General features: G+C 74.1%; 17 protein-coding genes and 1 tRNA gene. 4 read left to right on the top strand and 14 right to left on the bottom strand.

The genetic code is table 11. The features are described from left to right. Positions 1 to 112 precede the first annotated feature (112 nt). On the top strand, positions 113 to 3,646 hold the full coding sequence (locus tag ASD06_RS03380; RefSeq protein WP_056673460.1) for an ABC transporter ATP-binding protein: 3,534 nt from the start codon (positions 113 to 115) through the stop codon (positions 3,644 to 3,646). A 30-nt stretch (positions 3,647 to 3,676) separates the two neighbouring features. Here the strand turns inward: ASD06_RS03380 and ASD06_RS03375 are convergent, their stop codons facing one another. Continuing rightward, positions 3,677 to 5,053, bottom strand: coding sequence for a cystathionine beta-synthase (locus ASD06_RS03375; protein ID WP_056673192.1), 1,377 nt, complete (start codon positions 5,051 to 5,053; stop codon positions 3,677 to 3,679). Positions 5,054 to 5,173: 120 nt separating this feature from the next. Between ASD06_RS03375 and ASD06_RS03370 the strand changes: the two genes are divergently transcribed. The 3 genes from ASD06_RS03370 to ASD06_RS03360 all read left to right on the top strand — a co-directional run bounded on the left by ASD06_RS03370 (position 5,174) and on the right by ASD06_RS03360 (position 8,333). After that, positions 5,174 to 5,899, top strand: coding sequence for an MBL fold metallo-hydrolase (locus tag ASD06_RS03370; RefSeq protein ID WP_056673189.1), 726 nt, complete (start codon positions 5,174 to 5,176; stop codon positions 5,897 to 5,899). A 67-nt stretch (positions 5,900 to 5,966) separates the two neighbouring features. Next, the gene (locus ASD06_RS03365) at positions 5,967 to 7,031 is read left to right on the top strand and encodes an SGNH/GDSL hydrolase family protein (RefSeq protein WP_056673184.1); all 1,065 of its coding nucleotides are present in this window, start codon (positions 5,967 to 5,969) and stop codon (positions 7,029 to 7,031) included. 78 nt (positions 7,032 to 7,109) lie between these two features. After that, positions 7,110 to 8,333, top strand: a complete 1,224-nt coding sequence (locus tag ASD06_RS03360) for an acetyl-CoA C-acetyltransferase (RefSeq protein WP_056673181.1) — start codon at positions 7,110 to 7,112, stop codon at positions 8,331 to 8,333. Between the two features lie 24 nt (positions 8,334 to 8,357). On the opposite strand, the gene ASD06_RS18700 is transcribed toward ASD06_RS03360, so the two are convergent. From ASD06_RS18700 to ASD06_RS19535, 13 genes are all read right to left on the bottom strand, one after another. Then, a complete protein-coding gene (locus tag ASD06_RS18700; protein WP_157371475.1) occupies positions 8,358 to 8,675 on the bottom strand; it encodes a hypothetical protein in 318 nt (105 codons plus the stop codon). Between the two features lie 86 nt (positions 8,676 to 8,761). Further along, entirely contained in the window at positions 8,762 to 9,556 is a 795-nt protein-coding gene (locus ASD06_RS03350; RefSeq protein WP_082537663.1) for a Bax inhibitor-1/YccA family protein, read from the bottom strand. 146 nt (positions 9,557 to 9,702) lie between these two features. Then, positions 9,703 to 9,776 (bottom strand) — tRNA-Leu (locus ASD06_RS03345). Between the two features lie 155 nt (positions 9,777 to 9,931). Next, the gene (locus ASD06_RS03340) at positions 9,932 to 10,453 is read right to left on the bottom strand and encodes a peptide deformylase (protein ID WP_056673454.1); all 522 of its coding nucleotides are present in this window, start codon (positions 10,451 to 10,453) and stop codon (positions 9,932 to 9,934) included. A gap of 17 nt (positions 10,454 to 10,470) precedes the next feature. Continuing rightward, positions 10,471 to 10,992 carry a glycine cleavage system protein R gene (locus tag ASD06_RS03335; protein ID WP_056673176.1) on the bottom strand — a complete coding sequence of 174 codons (522 nt, stop codon included), beginning with the start codon at positions 10,990 to 10,992 and terminating at the stop codon, positions 10,471 to 10,473. A gap of 4 nt (positions 10,993 to 10,996) precedes the next feature. Continuing rightward, the gene (locus ASD06_RS03330; RefSeq protein WP_056673173.1) at positions 10,997 to 11,857 is read right to left on the bottom strand and encodes a uracil-DNA glycosylase; all 861 of its coding nucleotides are present in this window, start codon (positions 11,855 to 11,857) and stop codon (positions 10,997 to 10,999) included. Between the two features lie 214 nt (positions 11,858 to 12,071). Beyond that, positions 12,072 to 13,007, bottom strand: coding sequence for a Ppx/GppA phosphatase family protein (locus tag ASD06_RS03325; protein WP_056673170.1), 936 nt, complete (start codon positions 13,005 to 13,007; stop codon positions 12,072 to 12,074). Further along, entirely contained in the window at positions 13,004 to 13,531 is a 528-nt protein-coding gene (locus tag ASD06_RS03320; RefSeq protein ID WP_056673452.1) for a DUF501 domain-containing protein, read from the bottom strand. The genes ASD06_RS03325 and ASD06_RS03320 overlap by 4 nt, the downstream gene beginning before the upstream one ends. After that, positions 13,528 to 14,091: a septum formation initiator family protein gene (locus ASD06_RS03315; RefSeq protein WP_157371474.1), complete on the bottom strand. Its 564-nt coding sequence runs from the start codon at positions 14,089 to 14,091 to the stop codon at positions 13,528 to 13,530. Before ASD06_RS03315 ends, ASD06_RS03320 begins: the two co-directional genes overlap by 4 nt. Before the next feature lie 7 nt (positions 14,092 to 14,098). After that, positions 14,099 to 15,379: a phosphopyruvate hydratase gene (gene eno / locus ASD06_RS03310; RefSeq protein ID WP_056673165.1), complete on the bottom strand. Its 1,281-nt coding sequence runs from the start codon at positions 15,377 to 15,379 to the stop codon at positions 14,099 to 14,101. A gap of 185 nt (positions 15,380 to 15,564) precedes the next feature. Further along, positions 15,565 to 17,178, bottom strand: a complete 1,614-nt coding sequence (locus tag ASD06_RS03305; RefSeq protein WP_200941853.1) for an amidohydrolase — start codon at positions 17,176 to 17,178, stop codon at positions 15,565 to 15,567. Beyond that, entirely contained in the window at positions 17,175 to 18,866 is a 1,692-nt protein-coding gene (locus ASD06_RS03300) for a DUF885 domain-containing protein (RefSeq protein WP_056673162.1), read from the bottom strand. The genes ASD06_RS03305 and ASD06_RS03300 overlap by 4 nt, the downstream gene beginning before the upstream one ends. Next, the gene (locus ASD06_RS19535) at positions 18,863 to 19,900 is read right to left on the bottom strand and encodes a MazG family protein (protein WP_056673159.1); all 1,038 of its coding nucleotides are present in this window, start codon (positions 19,898 to 19,900) and stop codon (positions 18,863 to 18,865) included. Before ASD06_RS19535 ends, ASD06_RS03300 begins: the two co-directional genes overlap by 4 nt.

Raw genomic sequence — 19,900 nt, 5'->3', positions numbered from 1 at the left:
CACCGTCGCCCCCGGTGACGCAAGGTGGCCGGATCCTGGCGGCGCGAACCCCGGGCGAGCCGAAAACAGGAGGCGATCTGTCGGTGGTGGGACGTAGCGTGCTGGGGTGACGATGACGAGCGAGAACGACACCACGCTCGCCGGGTCCGCAGCAGGGGGGTCCTCATCGACGCCTGCCCAAGCGGTGCCGGCGCAGCGACGCCTGGACTGGCGCCGGCTCAAGGGCCGCGGGTCCACCGTGGCCCTCACGGCCTCCGCGCTGGCGGGCCTCGGCCAGGCCCTGGGCACCAAGGTCGCCGGGTGGCTGGCCGAGGGCCCGACGCTGCGCCTGGTGCTGGTGCTCGCCGCGTGCGTCGTCGGCGCCGCCCTGCTCGACACCCTCGGCCGCACCCTGTGGTCGGTGGCGGTCGACCGCGCCGAGGGCCGGTTGCGAGCCGACCTGCTCGACGCGGTGATGGACCAGCCGGTGTCCGAGCTGAGCGAGCAGGCGGTCGGCGAGGTGCTCGACCGCGTCGACGACGACACGCACGAGCTCGGCGCGCTGCTGCGGCAGAACGCCTGGGCGGTCATCCGGGTGCTGCTCAGCACCCTGCCTCTGCTCGTCGTCGCGGGGTGGACGTGGTGGCCGGCGTGGCTGCTGCTGCCGGTCACCGCCGGCAGCGTCACGCTGGCGATCCGCCCGCTGCTGGCGAAGATGTCGGCCGCCAAGGTCGTCGAGGAGATGGCCTGGACCGACCACGCCGCCGCGATGGAGGAGGGCGTCGCCGCGCGCGACGACCTGCGCACCGCCCTCGGCCAGTCCTACCTCGTGCGCCGGTGCGCCGAGCTCTCGTCGGCCGTCCACGCCCGGTTCGCGAACGTCGTCCGGCTCGAGAGCCAGATCAGCCGACGGGCCGGCGTGATCCTGCACGGGGTGCTGGCGGCCGTGGCGGTGATCGGCGTCTTCCTGGTGCTGAACGGCACCGAGTCGACGGCCACCCTCGTCACCCTGTTCCTGGTGACCACCACCTTCGTGGGCCAGGTCGACCAGGTCGCCCGGCACGTGCCCGACCTGCAGGGCGGTGTCGGCGCGCTCGTGCGCCTGCGCGGGCTGCTCGCGGCCGCGCCCGAGCCGCAGGGTGGGGCGCCGGTGCGCGACGTCGTCCCCGAGCTCGAGCTGAGGCACCTGCACTTCGCCTACGCCGAAGGGACGTTCGCGCTGCAGGACGTCAACCTCACCGTCCCCGCGGGCCAGACGCTGGCGCTGGTCGGGCGCAGCGGATCGGGCAAGTCCACCTTGGCGTCGCTGCTCTCGCGGGCCGTCGAGCCCGAGCCGGGCAGCGTGCTGCTCGACGGCGTCGACGTCCGCGACCTCGACCTGCAGAACCTGCGCCGCGCCGTCGGCGTCGTCACCCAGCGCACCGAGATCCTCGCCGGCACGCTGGCCGAGAACATCGCGCTGTTCGCCGACATGCCGCTCAGCCGGGTGCAGGCTGCCGTCGACGAGCTCAGTCTCACCGACTGGGTGGCCGGCCTGCCCGACGGCCTCGAGACCATGCTCGGCCCGAGCGGCACGACGCTGTCCGCAGGCGAGGAGCAGCTCGTCGCCTTCGCCCGCCTGCTCGTGCGCGACGTGCACGTCGTCGTGCTCGACGAGGCGACCGCGCGCATGGACCCCGTCACCGAGGCGCGCGTCGTCGCGGCGTCCCACCGCCTGCTGTCGGGCCGCACCGGCATCCTCGTCGCGCACCGGCTCACCACCACCGCCCGGGCCGACCTGGTCGCCGTGATGGACGCCGGCCGCGTCGTGCAGTTCGGCCGGCGCGCCGCGCTCGCCGAGGCAGCCGGCCCGTTCCGACGGCTGCTCGAGGCCGCCGAGGACGTCCCGGGAGCGACGGCGGCCAGCGTCGCCGCCGACGCAGCCCAGAGCGGTGTCGGCACCGCGCGCCGGGCCGGGCAGGCGCCGCCCGCGCCGCAGGTGCCGCCGGGCCCCGGCCTCGTGCGCGGCATCTGGCACGCGCTGACGATCCACCCGTCGTGGGGGCTGGTCTCCGTCGCGCTCTTCCTCGCCTCCGCGCTGATGGGCGCGTACGGCGCGATCACCGGCTGGCTCTGGGGGCACCTCGTCGTCGACCTGCAGGCGGGCGGGCGTCCCACCGGGCTGCTGCTGGCGATGGTCGTCTCGCTGCTCGTCGCGCCGCTGCTGCTCGCCGAGGCCATCGGGCGCTACCCGCGCTGGTGGGTCGCGGTGATGCTGCGCGCGCGCACCGCCGTCCTGCTGGGGCAGACCGCACAGCGTCGGCTCGAGCGCACGCCCCCCGGTGAGGTCGTGGCGCGGGCGATGGACGCCGACCGGTTCGCTCGGTACGGCGACCGCTGGGTCGACTTCGCCAACGGCCTGGCGATCGTGGTCGTCACCGGCATCGCCGGGTCGAGCCTGCTGGCGGGCGGCGTCCTGCTGGGCGTCATGGTCGCGTCCGCCGCCGTCTCGGCGTTGGGCTCCCCCGCCGCCGGGCGCTCGGCCGCCGAGGCGTCCGCCGCTCGCGCGCGCTTCGGCCGTTCCCTGGTGTCGGCGCTGGAGTCGATCCGCACCGTGAAGCTCGCAGCGGCCACACCCGCCGTGCACGCGCACCTGCGTCGTGTCGACGGCGGCCGCATCGACGCCGCCGTGCACGAGCACCGCATCCAGGCGATGCTCGCGGGCGTCCCGGTGGTGCTCGTGCAGATCGGCGTCGTCACGGCGTGGGCGGTGCACCTGGCGGGTGGTTGGGGCCTGGCCACCGCGCTGCTCGTCTCCGGCGCCGTCAACGGCTTCGACTGGTTCGGCCGGGTCGCCGGCGCCGTCATCACCGAGGCGCCCGGCACGCGGGCCTGGCAGCGCGCCACCACCGAGTACGCCGGAGGCCGCGACCTCATGCAGCTGCCCCAGGGACTCGACCTGGTGAGCGGCGCCTCACCGGCGCCGCCCCAGCCGGCCGATGACCGCCTCGAGCACCTGCGCCTGCGCGGGCTCACCGCCGTCCACGACGACGGCACGATCGGCGCGAGCGACGTCGACCTCGAGGTCCGGCGCGGCGAGCTGGTGCTGCTGCTCGGCCAGATCGGCTCCGGCAAGTCGAGCCTGCTGTCGTCGCTGGCCGGCCTGGTGTCCTACCGCGGCGAGCTGCACTGGAACGGCGAGCCGGTGACCGACCCCGAGGCGTTCCTGCGCCCCGGGCGCGTCGCGCACGTGGCCCAGGTGCCGCGGGTGCTGTCCGGCACCTTCGCCGACAACATCCGACTCGACCACGACCGCGAGGTCGAGCGCTCGATCGCCGACGCCCGGCTCGGTCGCGACGTCGACGACGCCGGTGGCCCCCACTCGCTCGTCGGGCACCGGGGCGTGCGGCTGTCCGGCGGCCAGGTGCAGCGGCTCGCGCTCGCCCGGGCCCTGGCGGCCGACGCCGAGCTGCTGCTCGCCGACGACGTCTCGTCGGCGCTCGACGCCACTACCGAGGTCGAGCTGTGGGACTCGTTGCGACGCAGGGGAAGCACCGTCATCGGCGCCACCACCAAGCGGGCTGCGCTCGCGCGGGCCGACCGGGTCGTCGTCCTGGCCGAGGGCCAGGTCGCGGCCGTCGGGCCGTGGCGCGAGCTCGAGTCCGGCTGGGGCCACCTCGCGGGCTGACCGCCCGCGAGGTGCCCCGTGCCCGCACGCTCAGTCGGCGAGGAAGCCCAGCAGGTCCGCGCGCGTCAGCACGCCCACCGGCTTGCCGTCCTCGACGACCATGACCGCGTCGGCGTGCTCCAGCTCGTGCCGCGCGGTGGTCACCGGCTCGCCCGCGCCGACGAGGGCGAAGGGCGGACTCATGTGCTGGCTCACGGGGTCGGACAGGTGGGCCTTGCCGGTGAACAGCGCGTCGAGCAGCTCACGCTCACCGACGCTGCCCGCCACCTCACCGGCCATTACCGGCGGCTCCGCGCCCACCACCGGCATCTGCGAGACGCCGTACTCGCGCAGGATCTGCACGGCGTCGCGCACCGTCTCGCTGGGGTGCGTGTGCACGAGCGCCGGCAGGTCACCGGCCTTGGCGTGCAGGACGTCGCCGACGGTCTTCTCGCCGTCCGCGCGCATGAAGCCGTACGACGACATCCAGCCGTCGTTGAAGATCTTCGACAGGTAGCCGCGGCCGCTGTCGGGCAGCAGCACGACGACGACGTCATCCGGGCCGAGCTCGCGCGCGACCTCCAGGGCGGCCACGACCGCCATGCCACAGGAGCCGCCGACGAGCAGGCCCTCCTCGCGGGCGAGGCGGCGGGTCATCTCGAACGAGTCCGCGTCGCTCACCGCGACGATGCGGTCGGGCACCGAAGGGTCGTAGGCGGTCGGCCAGAAGTCCTCGCCCACGCCCTCGACGAGGTACGGCCGGCCGGTGCCGCCGGAGTACACCGAGCCCTCAGGGTCGGCGCCCACGACGACGACCGGGCCGCCGTCGCGGTCGGCCGAGACGTCCTTGAGGTAGCGGCCGGTGCCGGTGATGGTGCCGCCCGTGCCCACGCCGGCCACGAAGTGCGTGACCTTGCCGTCGGTGTCGGCCCAGATCTCCGGGCCCGTGCTGGCGTAGTGGCTCGCCGGGCCCTCCGGGTTGGAGTACTGGTCGGGCTTCCAGGCGCCCTCGACCTCGCGCACCAGCCGGTCGCTCACGGAGTAGTAGCTGTCGGGGTGGTCGGGCGCCACGGCGGTCGGGCACACGACGACGTCGGCGCCGTACGCCTTGAGCACGTTGCGCTTGTCCTCGCTCACCTTGTCGGGGCACACGAAGATGCAGTGGTAGCCCTTGCGCTGCGCGATGAGCGCGAGGCCGACGCCGGTGTTGCCGCTCGTCGGCTCGACGATCGTGCCGCCGGGCTTCAGGGCACCGGACGCCTCGGCCGCTTCCACCATGCGCAGCGCGATGCGGTCCTTCACGCTCCCGCCCGGGTTCATGTACTCGACCTTGGCGAGCACCGTGGCGGTGATCCCCTCGGTGACCGAGTTCAGCTTGACGAGGGGCGTGTTGCCCACGAGGTCGGCGATGTGCTCTGCGTACTTCACCGGGCCATGGTCCCAGATCCCGTCTCCCGGCAAATTCCGGGGAACTTCGACGCCTACGCGATGCCAGGCGCACAACTTCCCGGGTATTTGTCGGGGACGGGGTCGCCGTAGGCTCGGCGCGTGGCCACCGCACCCGCCATCGAGCTCGCGCCGAACGTCTGGCGCCTGCCCCTGCTCGCCAGCTTCGTCAACGGCTACGTCCTGCGCGACGACGACGGCCAGGTGACGCTCGTCGACTGCGGCGTGAAGAAGTCACCGGCGAAGATCAGCGCCGCGCTCACCCACCTCGGTATCGCGCCCGAGCAGGTCACCCGCATCCTGCTCACGCACGCCCACGCCGACCACGCGGGCGGTGCGGCAGAGATGGTGCGCCGCACCGGCGCTGAGGCGGTGGCGATCCACGCCGACGACGCCGCCGCCGCCCGCAGCGGGATCGCGCCGCCTCGCGACCAGTCGCTGCGGCTCGGCCGCCTGCTCACCCGCGGCTCGCGCAGCGGCAAGCCAGCCTTCGAGCCCGTGCCGGTCGACGAGGAGCTCGCGGACGGCCAGGTGCTCCCGGTGGCCGGAGGGCTGCGGGTCGTCCACACCCCCGGCCACTCCCCGGGGCACGTGTCGCTGCTGCACGAGCCCACCGGCGTCCTGGTGGTCGGCGACGCGCTGTTCAACTGGCGCGGCATCGGCTGGTCCGTGCCCTTCTTCTGCAGCGACTTCCGGCTCAGCCAGCGCACCGCCCAGCGCTTCACCGAGCTCGACTTCACGGTGGCCGCGTTCATGCACGGCCCGCACGTCAGCACGAACGCGCGGCGGTACGTCGGCGAGTTCCTCGCCCGCTACACCCACGACTGAACGCCGCGCCTCGGTCGGCCCCGGCGGGTACGGTGGCGATGAAGATCACGGTCGGGGAGGGATGTCCATGGGTCGCGCCCGTCGGGCCCGCAAGGTGGCTGCCGCGGCAGCCTTCGGAGGGGGTGGCGTCACCGCGCTCGGCGCGCTCGGCGTCGGGGTGATGGCGCTGGAGATGAAGCTCGCCCGGCGCACGATCGGCACGCCGTTCGGGGCCGCCCGGCCGGACGCCGACGGCGTCTACGGTGCCGGGGCGGGCGAGCCAATCGAGCTCGCGGTGCTCGGCGACTCCTCGGCCGCCGGGTTGGGCGCCGACCTGCCCGAGCACGCGCCCGGCGCCGTCGTCGCGCGGGGGCTGGCCGCCGTCTCCGGTCGGGCCGTCCGGCTCACCACCGTGGCCGTCGTCGGGGCCGTCTCCGCCGACCTCGCCGGGCAGCTCGACCGGCTGCTCGACGAGGTGCGCCCCGGCGTGGTGCCCGACGCCGTGATCATCATGGTCGGGGCGAACGACGTCACCCACCGCGTGCGGCCCGCCGTCGCCGTCCGACACCTCGCGCAGACGGTCGAGCGGCTCGTCGACCTCGGCTGCCAGGTCGTGGTGGGCACCTGCCCTGACCTCGGCACCATCGAGCCCGTTCCCCAGCCGCTGCGGCTCATCGCGCGTCGGCTCAGCCGCGACCTCGCCGCCGCGCAGACCGTCAGCGCCGTCGAGGCCGGCGCTCGCACGGTGTCGCTGGGCGACCTGCTGGGTGATGAGTTCCGTCGCGTCCCGGCCGAGATGTTCAGCGCCGATCGCTTCCACCCGTCGTCCGCCGGGTACGCCGCGGCCGCGCGGGCCATGCTGCCGTCGGTGGCCGCAGCGCTCGGCTACTGGCCGGACGGCGGCGCCGAGCGCCTACCCGACGCCCGCCGCGGCGAGGGGATCGGGCCGATCACCGTCGCGGCCGTCGCGTCGGCCGCCGACCCCGGCACCGAGGTCAGCGCCACCGAGGTGGCCGGCGAGCAGCGCGGGCCGCGGGGCCGGTGGGCGGTGCTGCGCCGGCGGCGTCAGGAGCCGGCCGAGGCGTCGCCGGCCACCGAGGACGGCTCGAACGAGACGCAGGTCACGGCGACCACCTCCCCTACCGCCGAGTAGCATCGACCGCGGCAATCCACCCGAACCACCCGGCCGATCGCTGTCGATCCCGGGGCCGGACAATCCGAGGAGCCCGTCATGTCCGAGGCCGTCATCGTCTCGACCGCCCGCAGCCCGATCGGGCGCGCGTTCAAGGGCTCGCTGAAGGACGTCCGGCCAGACGACCTGGCCGCCACCGTCGTGCGCGCGGCGCTCGACAAGGTGCCCGGCCTCGACGCGTCGCACATCGACGACCTGTACCTCGGCTGCGCCGAGCCGTCGGGTGAGCAGGGCTTCAACATGTCGCGCGTGGTCGCCGTCCTCGCGGGGCTCGACTCGGTGCCGGGCGCCACCGTCAACCGCTACTGCGCGTCCAGCGTGCAGACCACCCGCATGGCCTTCCACGCGATCAAGGCCGGTGAGGGTGACGTCTTCGTCTCGGCCGGCGTCGAGTGCGTCAGCCGCTACCGCAACTTCAAGGGCGCCGGTGAGGGCGAGGAGGGGCTGCAGAACCCCCGCTTCGCCGAGGCCCAGGCCCGCATGGCCGAGATGGCGCGCACCAACGAGGTGTGGAGCGACCCGCGCGAGCAGGGCCAGCTGCCCGACATCTACCTGTCGATGGGCCAGACCGCCGAGAACGTCGCGACCTTCCGTGGCGTGACCCGCGCCGAGCAGGACGCGTGGGGCGTCGAGAGCCAGAACCGCGCCGAGAAAGCCATCGCCGACGGCTTCTTCGCCCGCGAGATCACGCCGATCACCACGCCCGACGGCACGGTCGTCTCGACCGACGACGGCCCGCGACCCGGCGTCACGCTCGAAGGCGTCTCGCAGCTGAACCCGGTGTTCCGCGAGCAGGGCACCATCACGGCCGGCAACTGCTGCCCGCTCAACGACGGCGCGGCGGCACTCGTGGTCATGAGCGACACCAAGGCCCGCGAGCTCGGGCTCACGCCGCTCGCGCGCGTGGTGTCGACCGGCGTCTCGGCGCTGTCGCCCGAGATCATGGGGCTCGGCCCCGTCGAGGCGTCACGCCAGGCACTCGCCCGGGCCGGCATGACCATCGACGACATCGACCTGGTCGAGATCAACGAGGCCTTCGCGGCGCAGGTGCTGCCGAGCGCGGCCGACCTCGGCATCGACCACGACAAGCTGAACGTGCACGGCGGCGCGATCGCGCTCGGCCACCCGTTCGGGGCCACCGGCGCGCGCATCACGACGACGCTGCTCAACGGCCTGGCCTCGCGCGACAAGACCTTCGGCCTGGAGACGATGTGCGTGGGCGGTGGCCAGGGCATGGCCATCATCTACGAGCGCCTCAGCTGACCCGGCGTGCGCCCTGCGCCGCACTCAGAGGGTGCGGCGCAGGGCGACGAGGACGTCGAGAGCCTCACGCCGGCGCGGCTCGTCAGCCTCGGCGAGGACGTCGGCGGCCGTAACGGCCAGCTGATCGGCGACGCCGTGCGTCGCGAGCACCGGCAGCGGACGGCGCTCGCGCCCTGCTGCGTCGGCGGCGAGGTCGGCGAGGGTCTGGGCCGCGGCGTGAACGCGCTGTTCCAGAGCCTGCCCCTCGCCGTCCGGGCGCTGGAGGCGGTCGAGGGCCATGGCGCGCAGGCGGTCGGTGACGCGGGCGGCCTCCCGCTCGAGCTGCTCACGGACGTCGTCCACGCCCGCACTCTGCCATAGGTCCCCGCACGCACCGGCGGGCCGCCACCTCGTTCGTGACGACCCGCCAGGCAGTAGGAGTGCGAGCGTCAGTCGCCGCGCAGGATCGCGAGGATCCGCAGGATCTCGATGTAGAGCCAGACGAGCGTGACGACGAGACCGAAGGCCGCCGTCCAGGCGAACTTGGCCGGGGCGCCCTGCTCGACGCCGGCCTTGATGAACTCGAAGTCCATGACCAGCGAGTACGACGCGAGCAGCACCGCGAAGGCGCCGATCACCAGGCCGAGGGGGCCGGCGCGCAGGGAGTCCTGGCCGGCGAACACCATCAGGCCGAGGTTGACCAGCGAGAACAGCAGGTACCCGCCGATCGCGATGAAGAAGATCTTGTTCAGCTTCGGCGAGGTGCGCAGCTTGCCGCTGCGGAAGCCCACGAGCACGGCGGCGAAGACGCTGAGCGTGCCGAGCACGGCTTGCGCGACGATGCCTGGGTAGCGTCCCTCGAAGAACATGCTGATGCCGCCGAGGGCCACGCCCTCGAGCAGGCCGTAGCCGACGATGAGCGCCGGGCTGGGGCTCTTCTTGAACGAGTTGACCAGACCCAGCACGAGGCCGCCGATGAGGCCGACCCACATCAGGCCAGGGACCTTCCAGCCGACCACACCACCCACGAGCACGGCCGCGAAGACGATCGCCGTCTTGACCACGACGTCGTCGTAGGTCATCCGGCGGGTGTCGACCGGCGTCGCGGACGGCGCGTTGTACATCGTCTCGAGCTCGTCCGGGGACGGCGTGGCGTACCCGCTGGGCTGACGCGTGGCTCCGGGCGGGCCGAACGTGGCGTAGCCGCGGCTGTCCTTCATCCGCTCGAACACCGGGTTGCTCATCGTGCTCCTCCTCGGCCCGTGCGGGCCCGTTGGCGTCCCGCCGTCGCGGGCCGTCACACCAGTCAATGCGGGAACGCCGTCGAAAGTTCCCGCCACCCTGTCAGACGCGGGCGACGGCGCGGCAGTTCCCGGTCGGCGCGTCGGCGTGCCCCCGACGGGGTTCGAACCCGCACTCGGACGCTTTTAAGGCGTCTGCCTCTGCCGGTTGGGCTACGGGGGCGCACCCAGCCTAGAGCGGCCAGACCCGCCGTCCGGGGCGGCCAGACCCCCGACTGGGGAAGATCACTGCACTCGGCGGTGGCCACTGGGTGCCCCAGCTGCCATAGGTTGGCCGCAGGGTGCCCCCGCGCCAAACCCACGGGAGAGGTGGTGGGGTTAGAGGTAGGTCTGGCGGGCGTGCAGGGCGTGCGCCCCCGCCACGCGGTCGAGGAACAGCGCGCCGTCGGTGTGGTCGATCTCGTGCTGCAGCGCGACGGCCTCGAAGGCGTCGGTCGCGATCGTCACCTGCTCGCCCGTCACCGGCAGCAGCCCGCGCACGACGACCCTGCGGTAGCGCTTGACGTCTCCGGTGAGATCGGGAACCGACAGGCAGCCCTCACGGCCCCTCTCACGCCGCGAACCCTCGACGACGACGGCGTTGCACAGCACGAAGGCACCGTGGCACGTGCGGGTCTTGGGATGTGCGGAGACGTCGACGCTGAAGACCCGCCAGGCGACGCCCACCTGCTGCGCAGCCAGCCCGACGCACCCGGGCGACACGGCCTGGGTCGCCAGCAGGTCCGCGGCCAGCTGCACCACGTCGGGGTCGGTGGGATCGACGTCGAGTCCGGGCGTCGACAGCACCCGGGCCGGGGCGCGCACGACGTCGCGCACCACGCCGTCCGGCAGCTGCGGCATGACGAGCAAGGGCTCGCTCACAGCTCGTCGGTGTCGACCGGGCGCAGCGAGACGTCGACGCCGAGCTCGTCCGCTGTGGCCGCGAGCGCCTGGCGCAGGGCCGCGACGTCGACGGACGCCGGCAGCGCGACGTCGGCGAGCAGCACGTAGAGGCCACCGGCCAGGCGGGTCGTGAGGTCGGTGACGTTGCCACCCGCACCGGCGAGCACGCCGGTGACGGCGCTGACGATGCCCGCCCGGTCGGCGCCGTGCACGCTCAGCACGTGCAGGTCGGACGCCGGTGCGGGCGTCGCGGCGTCGTCCGTGACCTCGCGCACGTCCACCGTGAGCAACCCGTCGGCGCCGAGCGGCTGCAGCGCGTGCTCGACGCCCTCCCGCCCGCTCCCGGTGCGCACGAGCAGCAGCATGGCGAAGTGGCCGCCCAGCAGCGTCATCGTGGAGTCCTCGAGGTTGCCCCCGAGGCGGGCGAGCGCGGCGGTGGTGTCGGCGACGATCCCCGGCCGGTCGTGGCCGAGCACGGTGACGGCGAACAGGCTCATGCCGTCATGATTCCAGGGCGCCGGGCGGGTCGGTGAGCCGTCTCACGCGAGCGAGGACGTCGTCGAGCATCGCCTCGGTGAGCTTGCCGGTGAACGTGTTCTGCTGGCTGACGTGGTAGCTGGCGAGCAGCGGGACGACGCGGCCGTCCGGCGTCACGAGCGGCACCTCGACGCCGTGCCCGAAGCGGGGCTTGGGTCGCGGCACCGCCCACCCGGCACGGCGTGCGGCGGCCAGGAACGCCTCGAAGCCGATCGAGCCCAGCGCCAGCACCACGCGCAGGGTCGGCAGCGCCAGCTCGACGTCGCGGTCGAGCCAGGGGGCGCAGGTGGCGCGCTCGTCGGGGGTCGGCTTGTTGGCGGGCGGGGCGCACCGCACCGCCGCGACGATGCGCGCGCCGTCGAGGTGCTGCCCGTCGCCGGCGTGCCGCGACCACGGGACGCTCGCGTACCCGGCGCGGTGGAGGGCGGCGTAGATCCAGTCGCCGCTGCGGTCGCCGGTGAACATGCGGCCGGTGCGGTTGGTGCCGTTGGCGGCAGGCGCGAGCCCGACGACGAGCAGGCGCGGGTGCGTGTCGCCGAAGCCGGGCCCGGGGCGGCCCCAGTAGGGCTGGTCGGCGAACGACGCCCGCCGGCCGCTGCGCGCGACGTCCTCGCGCCACTCGACCAGCCGCGGGCAGGCCCGGCACACCGACACGCGGGCGTCGAGGGCGGCGACGTCGCGGGACGACGACGCCAGCCGGGCGACGTCGGCCGCGGTGTGCGCACGCGCAGTGCGGGGCTGGGCCGGGTCGCCCGGCCAGCCGGTGCCCGGCGGCACCGGCGAGGTGAACTCCTGCCCCGTGATCGGGTGCGGGTGGGTGCTCACGAGCGACCGCCGGCCAGCTCGCGGTAGTGCTCGTCGCGCTCCTGCAGCAGGATCCGACCGCGCGGGTCCACCAGGAGCACGACCGCGTAGTGACCCTCGACCGCCATGCGCCGATCCTGCCAGGCGGCCCGACCCATCGTTGCGCCACCCAGACCGCCTCGCGGCGGCTTGGGGGGCGCAAACCAGCTTGAGTGGCGGAAACGGGATGGTGGGGTCAGGCGATGCTGAAGGCGATGCCGTCGAGGATGTCGCGCTCGCTCACCAGGACGTCGGTGATGCCGGACTCGGCCTGCACTCGGTCGATCACCCGCCGCCACACCAGGGCGCCGGCGCCGATGACGTCGACGCGCCCGGGGTGCATGAACGGCAGTGCGGCGCGCTCGGCCCGCGTCATGGCGAGCAGGCGGTCGCACGCCGCACGCACGTCGTCGACGCCGAGGCGCGCCCGGTGGATGCGCCCAGCGTCGTAGCCCGGCAGGTGCAGCGCCTCAGCGGCCACGGTAGTGACCGACCCAGCCAGCCCGACCAGCGTCGAGACCCCTTGCAGCGCAACGCAGTCAGCCACCCGATCGAGCGCGCGGTCGATGTCGCCGCGAGCGGCCTCGACCTGGGCCTCGGTAGGCGGGTCGTCGTGCAGGTGCCGCTCCGTGAGCCGCACGCAGCCGACGTCGACCGACAGCGCCGACTCCACCGCGCGCTCACCGCGCACCACCTCGGTCGAGCCACCACCGATGTCGACCACGACGAACGGGTTCGGCACGTCGTCCGCCAGCAGCTCGAAGGTCGCGCCAACGAACGACAGCGCCGCCTCCTCGCTGCCGGCGATGACCTCGGGCTCGATGCCGAGCCGCTCGCGCACGCCGTCGACGAAGTCCTGGCGGTTGTCGGCGTCCCGCGAGGCAGACGTCGCCACGAACCGCATCCGCTCCACCCCCAGCTCGCGGCAGCGCTCGGCGTACCGGTCGGCGACGGCGAAGGTGCGCTGCAACGCTTGCGGCGCAAGGCGTCCGGTGCGGTCAACACCTTCACCGAGACGCACGACCTCCATGACCCGCTCGACATCGGTAAGCGTGCCGCGGCCGGGGTCGACGTCCGCCACCAGCAGACGCAAGGAGTTGGTGCCGCAGTCGAAGGCCGCTACGCGAGTCACGAGTCTTCCCCCTCCGGCGCCACGCAGCTGCCGGGCGCCCACCACTCGCCCAGGGCCTCGAGCGCCTCGTCGCCGAACGGGTTCACGCCCGGGCCCGCCGCCAGCGCGTGGCCGACGAGCACGTGCAGGCACTTCACCCGCGTGGGCATGCCACCCGCGCTGATGCCTGCGATCTCGGCCACCTCGCCGAGCCGATTCCGGCGGCGCAGGTAGTCCTCGTGCGCAGCGCGGTAGCGGTCGGCCAGGTCGGCGTCGTCCGCCAGACGCTCGGTCATGCGCGCCATGAGGCCGGACGACTCGAGCGTGCTGATGGCGCCGGTGAGCCGTGGGCAGGTGGCGTAGTACGTCGTCGGGAAGGGCGTGCCGTCGTCCAGCCGCGGCACGGTCTCGACGACGTCCGGTGCGCCGCACGGGCAGCGGTGGGCCACACCCACCACACCGCGCGGCCGGCGCCCGAGCTGCTGCTCGACCGCCGCCAGGTCAGCGGCGTCGACCCCGCCCGCACCCCCCGGGACGTCGGTCACTTGGCGCCCGCGGACGCCGAGCCCGCGATCTGCGCCGAGCGCCACATGTCGCCGAACCACGAGCGGTCGCCGCGCGCGGTCTCGGCCGCCGCTCGCACCGGGGACGTCGTCGCCTGGTCCTTCGCGGGCCGAGGGTCGATGACGGTGTAGGCGCGCTCGCCCGGCATGACGAACTTCAGCCGGTCGCGCGCCTGCGCCTTCACGTAGGCGGGGTCGTTCCAGGCGGCACGGTCCTTCTCGAGCTGGGTCACCGTGGCCTGCTGCTCGCGCACGTGCTCGCGCAGGGCGCCGATCTGCTGCTGCTGCGCGAGGTACGACCGCAGCGCGGGGGCGAGCAGCACCGCGAGCACGGCGAGCACGCCGCCGAGCACGACGAACCGCAGCATGCGGCTAGGACGCCCAGCGCCCGCTCCCCCACGCTGCGGGCGGCCGGCCACCGCCGCGGCCGGACGCACGCCGGTGCGAGCACCGCCCGCACCGGGCCGCGTACCCGCGCGCGAGCCACCGCGGGCACCGGTGCCCTTGGCCCCGCTGCCCGGCGGCCGTCGTCCCGCCCCCATGGGCTGCTCAGCCCCCGAAGCGCGGGAAGGCCTGCCGTCCGGCGTAGCGGGCGGCGTCGTCGAGCTCCTCCTCGATGCGCAGCAGCTGGTTGTACTTCGCGACGCGCTCGCTGCGGGCGGGGGCGCCGGTCTTGATCTGACCGCAGTTCGTCGCGACGGCGAGGTCGGCGATGGTGGTGTCCTCGGTCTCGCCCGAGCGGTGGCTCATCATGCAGCGGAACCCGTTGCGGTGAGCCAGGTCGACGGCGTCCAGCGTCTCGGTGAGCGAACCGATCTGGTTGACCTTCACGAGCAGGGCGTTGGCGGCGCGCTCCTCGATGCCGCGCTGCAGGCGGGTGGGGTTGGTGACGAACAGGTCGTCGCCCACGATCTGCACCCGCTGCCCGACGGTGCTGACGAGCTGCGACCAGCCGGCCCAGTCGTCCTCGGCGAGCGGGTCCTCGATCGACACCAGCGGGTACTCGCCCAGCAGCGTCTCGAAGTAGCCGGCGACCCACTCGGCCGAGCGGTCGCCGCCCTCGAACCGGTAGACGCCGTCGGAGTAGAACTCGGTGGCCGCGACGTCGAGGGCCAGCGCGATGTCGGTGCCGAGCGAGAAGCCGGCCTTCTCGACCGCGACGGCGATGACGTCGAGGGCATCCTTGGTCGACGGCAGCGACGGCGCGAAGCCGCCCTCGTCGCCGAGGCCGGTGGCCAGGCCCTTCTCCTTCAGCACGGCCTTGAGCGCGTGGTAGGTCTCCGCGCCCCAGCGCAGCGCCTCGCTGAACGTCTCGGCGCCGATCGGCGCGATCATGAACTCCTGGACGTCGACCCCGGAGTCGGCGTGCGCGCCGCCGTTGAGGATGTTCATCATCGGCACGGGCAGCACGTGCGCGTTGGGGCCGCCGACGTAGCGGAACAGCGGCAGACCGGCCGACTCGGCCGCAGCGCGCGCGACGGCGAGCGAGACGCCGAGGATCGCGTTGGCGCCGAGCTTGCCCTTGTTGTCGGTGCCGTCGAGGTCGAGCATCGCCTGGTCGACCAGCCGCTGCTCGGCCGCGTCGAAGCCGAGCAGCCGGGGCCCGATGTCGTCGAGCACCGCGAGCACGGCCTTCTGCACGCCCTTGCCGCCGTAGCGGCCGGAGTCGCCGTCGCGGCGCTCGACGGCCTCGAACGCGCCGGTCGACGCGCCCGACGGCACGCCAGCGCGGGCGATCGTCCCGTCGTCCAGCGCGACCTCGACCTCGATGGTCGGGTTGCCCCGGGAGTCGAGGATCTCGCGTGCTCCGACTGCTTCGATGCTGGCCACGGGCGTGCTCCGGTGTGGTCGACGACAGGTCCGCACCGAGCCTAGCCTCCCCGCGTCGGGCGCCCGAGCCCCCACGCCGCCCTCACCCCGGCCCACTCCCCGCCTCCGGCAAATTCCCCGGAATTCGCACGGCTGGGCCGGTCCAGGCGTACGAATTCCGGGGAATTTGCCAGTCGGAGCGTGGGTCAGGGGCGCGTGTGCACGGGGACGCCGTCGACGAGGGTGAGGTCGACGCCGACGTCGGCCAGCTCGTCGGGCGGCACGGCCAGGGGGTCGCGATCGAGCACCACGAGATCCGCGAGCGCACCGACCCGGACGCGGCCGGCGTCGTCCCGGTGGTTCACCCGCGCCGAGCCGAGGGTGTACGCCGACAACGCGGTGCGGACGTCGATCGCCTGCGCGGGCAGCAGCGCCGGCCGGTCGCTGCCGGGCTCACGCCGGGTCACGGCCACCTGGATCGCCTCGAACGGGTTCGGCGACGACACGGGCCAGTCGGACCCCATCGCGAGCGGCGCGCCGCTGCGCACGAGGTCGCCGAACGGGTACTGCCACGCCGACCTCTCCGGCCCGAGGATCGGGATGTTGAGGTCGTCCATCGCCGGCTCGTGGCAGGCCCAGAGCGCCTGCAGGTTGGCGATGACGCCGAGCGCGCCGAAGCGCGGCACCTCGTGCGGGTGCACGACCTGCAGGTGGGCCACGTGGTGGCGCAGGTCGGCCGGCGCGGCGGCGTCCGCGAGCGCCGTCTCGAGCGCGTCGAGGGCCTCACGCACCGCGCGGTCACCGATGGCGTGCAGGTGCAGCTGAAAGCCTTCTCGCGCTAGGCGGACGGCGACCTCGCGCAGCAGGTCGGGCGCGACGTACGACAGCCCGCGCACACCGTCGCCGCAGCGGCAGCCGGTGGCGGCGTCGACGTACGGCTCGAGCAGGCCGGCGGTGCGGCTCTCGACCACGCCGTCCTGCATGATCTTGACGCTCGTGGCGCGGAACCGGCCGTCGGGCACGGCTTCGGCCACGCGCCGACGCCGCGCGACGAGGTCGTCGACCACCGACCCGACGTCGTCGGGGGCGACACCGCGCGGCCACCACAGCGCGCCCACGACGCGGGCGGTCAGCCGACCGGACGTGGCCACCTGCAGGTAGGCGTCGGTGGGGTCGGGATGACCGGCGTAGTCGCCCACGATGGCGTCCTGCCAGCCGGTCACCCCGAGCGAGTGCAGGTACCGCTGCGCCTCCAGCAGACCGGCCACCTGCTCCTCGAGCGTCTCCGGCGGCAGGTGCGGTGTGACGAGGTCCATCTCGTCCTCGTGGAGCGTGCCCGCACTCGACGCACCGGCGATCCGCAGCGCCGCGCTGTTGACCCACACGGCGTGGTGGCTGTTGTCGCGCAGCATCACCGGGCGATCGGGAACCACCTCGTCGAGCGCCGCCGCCGTCGGCAGACCGCCCTCGAAGTGCTCCTTGAGCCAGCCACCCCCGACGACCCACGGCAGGTCGGGGTGGGCGTCGGCGTAGGCGCGCACCCGCGCCAGCTCGTCCTGCGCGCTCGCCGCCCCAGTGAGGTCGCACCCCAGCCGCTCGACGCCGCCCTGCACCGGGTGCGCGTGGGCGTCGGTGAAGCCGGGCAGCACCACGCGGCCGCGCAGGTCGACGACCTCGCGCGCCGCGCCGACGGCGGCTCGCACCTCGCAGTCGCTGCCCACCGCGACGACGCGGCCGCCCTCGACGGCCACGGCGGTGGCGCCCGGCACCAGCTGCTCACCGTCGAACACCGCACCGCCGTGCAGCACGAGGTCGGTCACACCAGTTCCAGCAGGTCACGCAACAGCCGCGGGGACGGTGAGCCGTGCGACAGCAGCTCGTCGTGCACCGCCCGGTCGGTGGCTCCCGGACGCGCAGCCCGCAGGTCGGTCGCGAGCGCCGACACCTCCGCGTGGCCCACGTAGTACGTCGCGAGCTGGCCGCTCGTGAGCAGCGCGCGCCGCCACTTGCCCGTCGCCTCGCCGTCCTCCTGGTGCCCACGGCCGGTCATGAGTGCCATCGCCTCGCCCTCGGTCATGCCCCGTGCGTGCACGCGGACGTCGAGGATCGCGTTGATGGTGCAGCGCAGGCGCATCTTCAGCTGCTGCATGCGCAGCGCGAGCGTGGCGTCGTCGCCGGGCGCGAGCTGTTCGAGAGCGTCGGCGACCAGCTGCTCGGCGTAGACGGCCCAGCCCTCGACGAACGTGCCGCTCCACAGGGCGGCTCGCACCGAGGTCGCGCCGCGGAAGCGCCGGGAGTGGGCGAGCTGCAGCACGTGGCCGGGCATGGCCTCGTGCACCGTGAGGTCGCGCAGCATGTGGTCGTTGTACTCGCGATAGAACGACGCGACCCGCGCGGCCGACCAGCTCGAGGGCGTCGGAGCCACCGCGAAGAACGTCGGCGGCGGCCCGCCGGGGCCACCGGGCTCGAGCGCGCCCGGAGGATCGCAGTAGGCGACGGCGACCCCGCGGTCGGCCTCGGGCATCTCGATCACCTCGACGGCGTCGTCCGGGATGCTCACGAGATCGCGCTCGCGCACGAGGTCGGTGAGAGCAGCCAGGTGACGACGGCAGCGGTCGAGGACGTCGTGGTCGCCCACGGGCGCACCCGCCGCCAGGGCGTCGAGCACCTCGCGCACCCGATCGGAGGCCGGTGCCGTGATGCCCAGCCGCGGCGCCAGGAGGGCCGCCACTTCGGCGATCTCCTCCTCGACGGCCATGAGGTCGCTCTCGGCGCGGTCGAGCAGCGTGTCGGGGCTGGTGTGGGTGTCGAGGGAGTACCAGAGCCGGGCCGCGAAGTCGCGCTCACCGAGGCGGGGGTCGCGCTCGGACTCCGCCAGCTTGCCGTCGAGCCAGCGCGCGTGCTGCTCGAGCGCCTGCGCGGCAGTGGCACGCGCGGTGTCGACGGCGGCCCGCTCGCCGGGCGCACGCGCCAGCAGCGCGTCGACCGTCCCACCCAGCAGCGACGCCGCTCCCCTGACCTGCGCCGCCGCGGTCTCGACGTGCACCCGAGGCATGGCACCGAGCTGGTCGCGAGCGTGAGCGAGGTAGGCGGGCAGCGCGCTCAGCCGAGCCGCGAGGGCTCGCGCGCGCTGCTCGGGCTCACCGGTGTCGCGGGCAACCAACGAGTAGATCGCCTGTGCCGGAACGGTGGTGAGGGGGTTCCACGTCTGCTCCGCCAGTTCGCCCATCGACCACTGCATGGCCGTGAGCCGCGAGCGCAGCAGCTCGAGGTCGACGGCGTCCTGGGCGTCGAGCTCGGCGTCGTCGAGGTCGTCGAGGGCTCCGGTCGCGTCGACGAGCAGGCCGAGCGTGGCGTGCGTGCCGGCCGGCGACGGGTCAGGCAGGCGGTCGTCGAATCGGTGGTCGCCCAGCGCCGTGGCCGCCGGTGGGTCGGCCTCGAGCAGGACGTCGAGCGCGGTGGTGGCCGTGCGGCGAAAGCGCGTCGACTCGGTGTTGCCGGCGCTCACGACGCCACCTCGGTGCGACGCACACGGGCCTCGATCTCCTGCACCGCCTGGCGCAGCCGGGCCTCGGCATCCTCGCCGCGGGCCTGCGCCCGGCGCACGGTGTCGATCAGCTCGCGGGCGGTCTCGTCGTCCACGGCGCTCAGCTCGTCGACGGCGCCCGGGCGGCTGCGCTGCAGCCGGCTCAGCACCTTGTCGGCTCGGGCGAGCGCCGGCAGGGCGCGCGGGATGCCGTCCAGCACGCTGGCCCGGCCCTTCTCCTGCGCCTTCAGCTCGTCCCAGCGCTGCTGCACCTGCTCGGCCGTGTGACCGGCGGCCGGCTCACCGCCGTCGTCGACTGCGCCGTCGCCCGCTGCGCTGCTGTCGACGGCGAAGACGTGCGGGTGACGGCGCACCAGCTTGGTGACGATGCCCGATGCGACGTCGTCGATGTCGAACGGCTCGATGGGGTGCTCCTGACCGACGCGAGCGTGGAAGGCCACCTGCAGCAGGACGTCGCCCAGCTCCTCGCGCATCGCGGCTCGGTCGTCCGACTCCAGCGCCTCCGCGGCCTCGTAGGCCTCCTCGACCAGGTAGGGCACCAGGCTCTCGTGAGTCTGCTCGGCGTCCCACGGACAGCCGCCGGGTGAGCGCAGCCTGTCCATCACCTCGACCAGGTCGAGCAGCCGCGCCCCCCGCACGTCGTGGCTCGCCACGAGCACCTCCACTGACGGGGGGTCAGCGTGGGCGGCCACGCGCGACAGCTCAGCGGCCAGCGCGTCGGTGAGGCCGGGGTCGCCGTCCGGTGAGCTCAGCCAGACCACCGACGACGTGGCCGCCGCCTCCACGAGCGCCCGGGCGAGCGACGCGGCGTCCTGCTGCGCAGCCTGCTCGACCCCCACGCCCGCGTCGGCGACTGCGGCCGGCGTCGGATCGGCGAGGTCGGCGCACAGCACCCGGTCGGCCTGCTCGAGCGCCTGCCACCCGGCCCGCGTGAGCAGGCCAGCGGCGACTCGTGGGGTCGTGACGAGCAGGACGAGGTCAGCCGGCGCGCTCAC

This window comes from Angustibacter sp. Root456 (genome assembly GCF_001426435.1).
Lineage (GTDB): Bacteria > Actinomycetota > Actinomycetes > Actinomycetales > Angustibacteraceae > Angustibacter.
The sequence above is the reverse complement of the archived record's forward strand: the minus strand, read 5'-3'. Positions and strand labels throughout refer to the sequence as shown.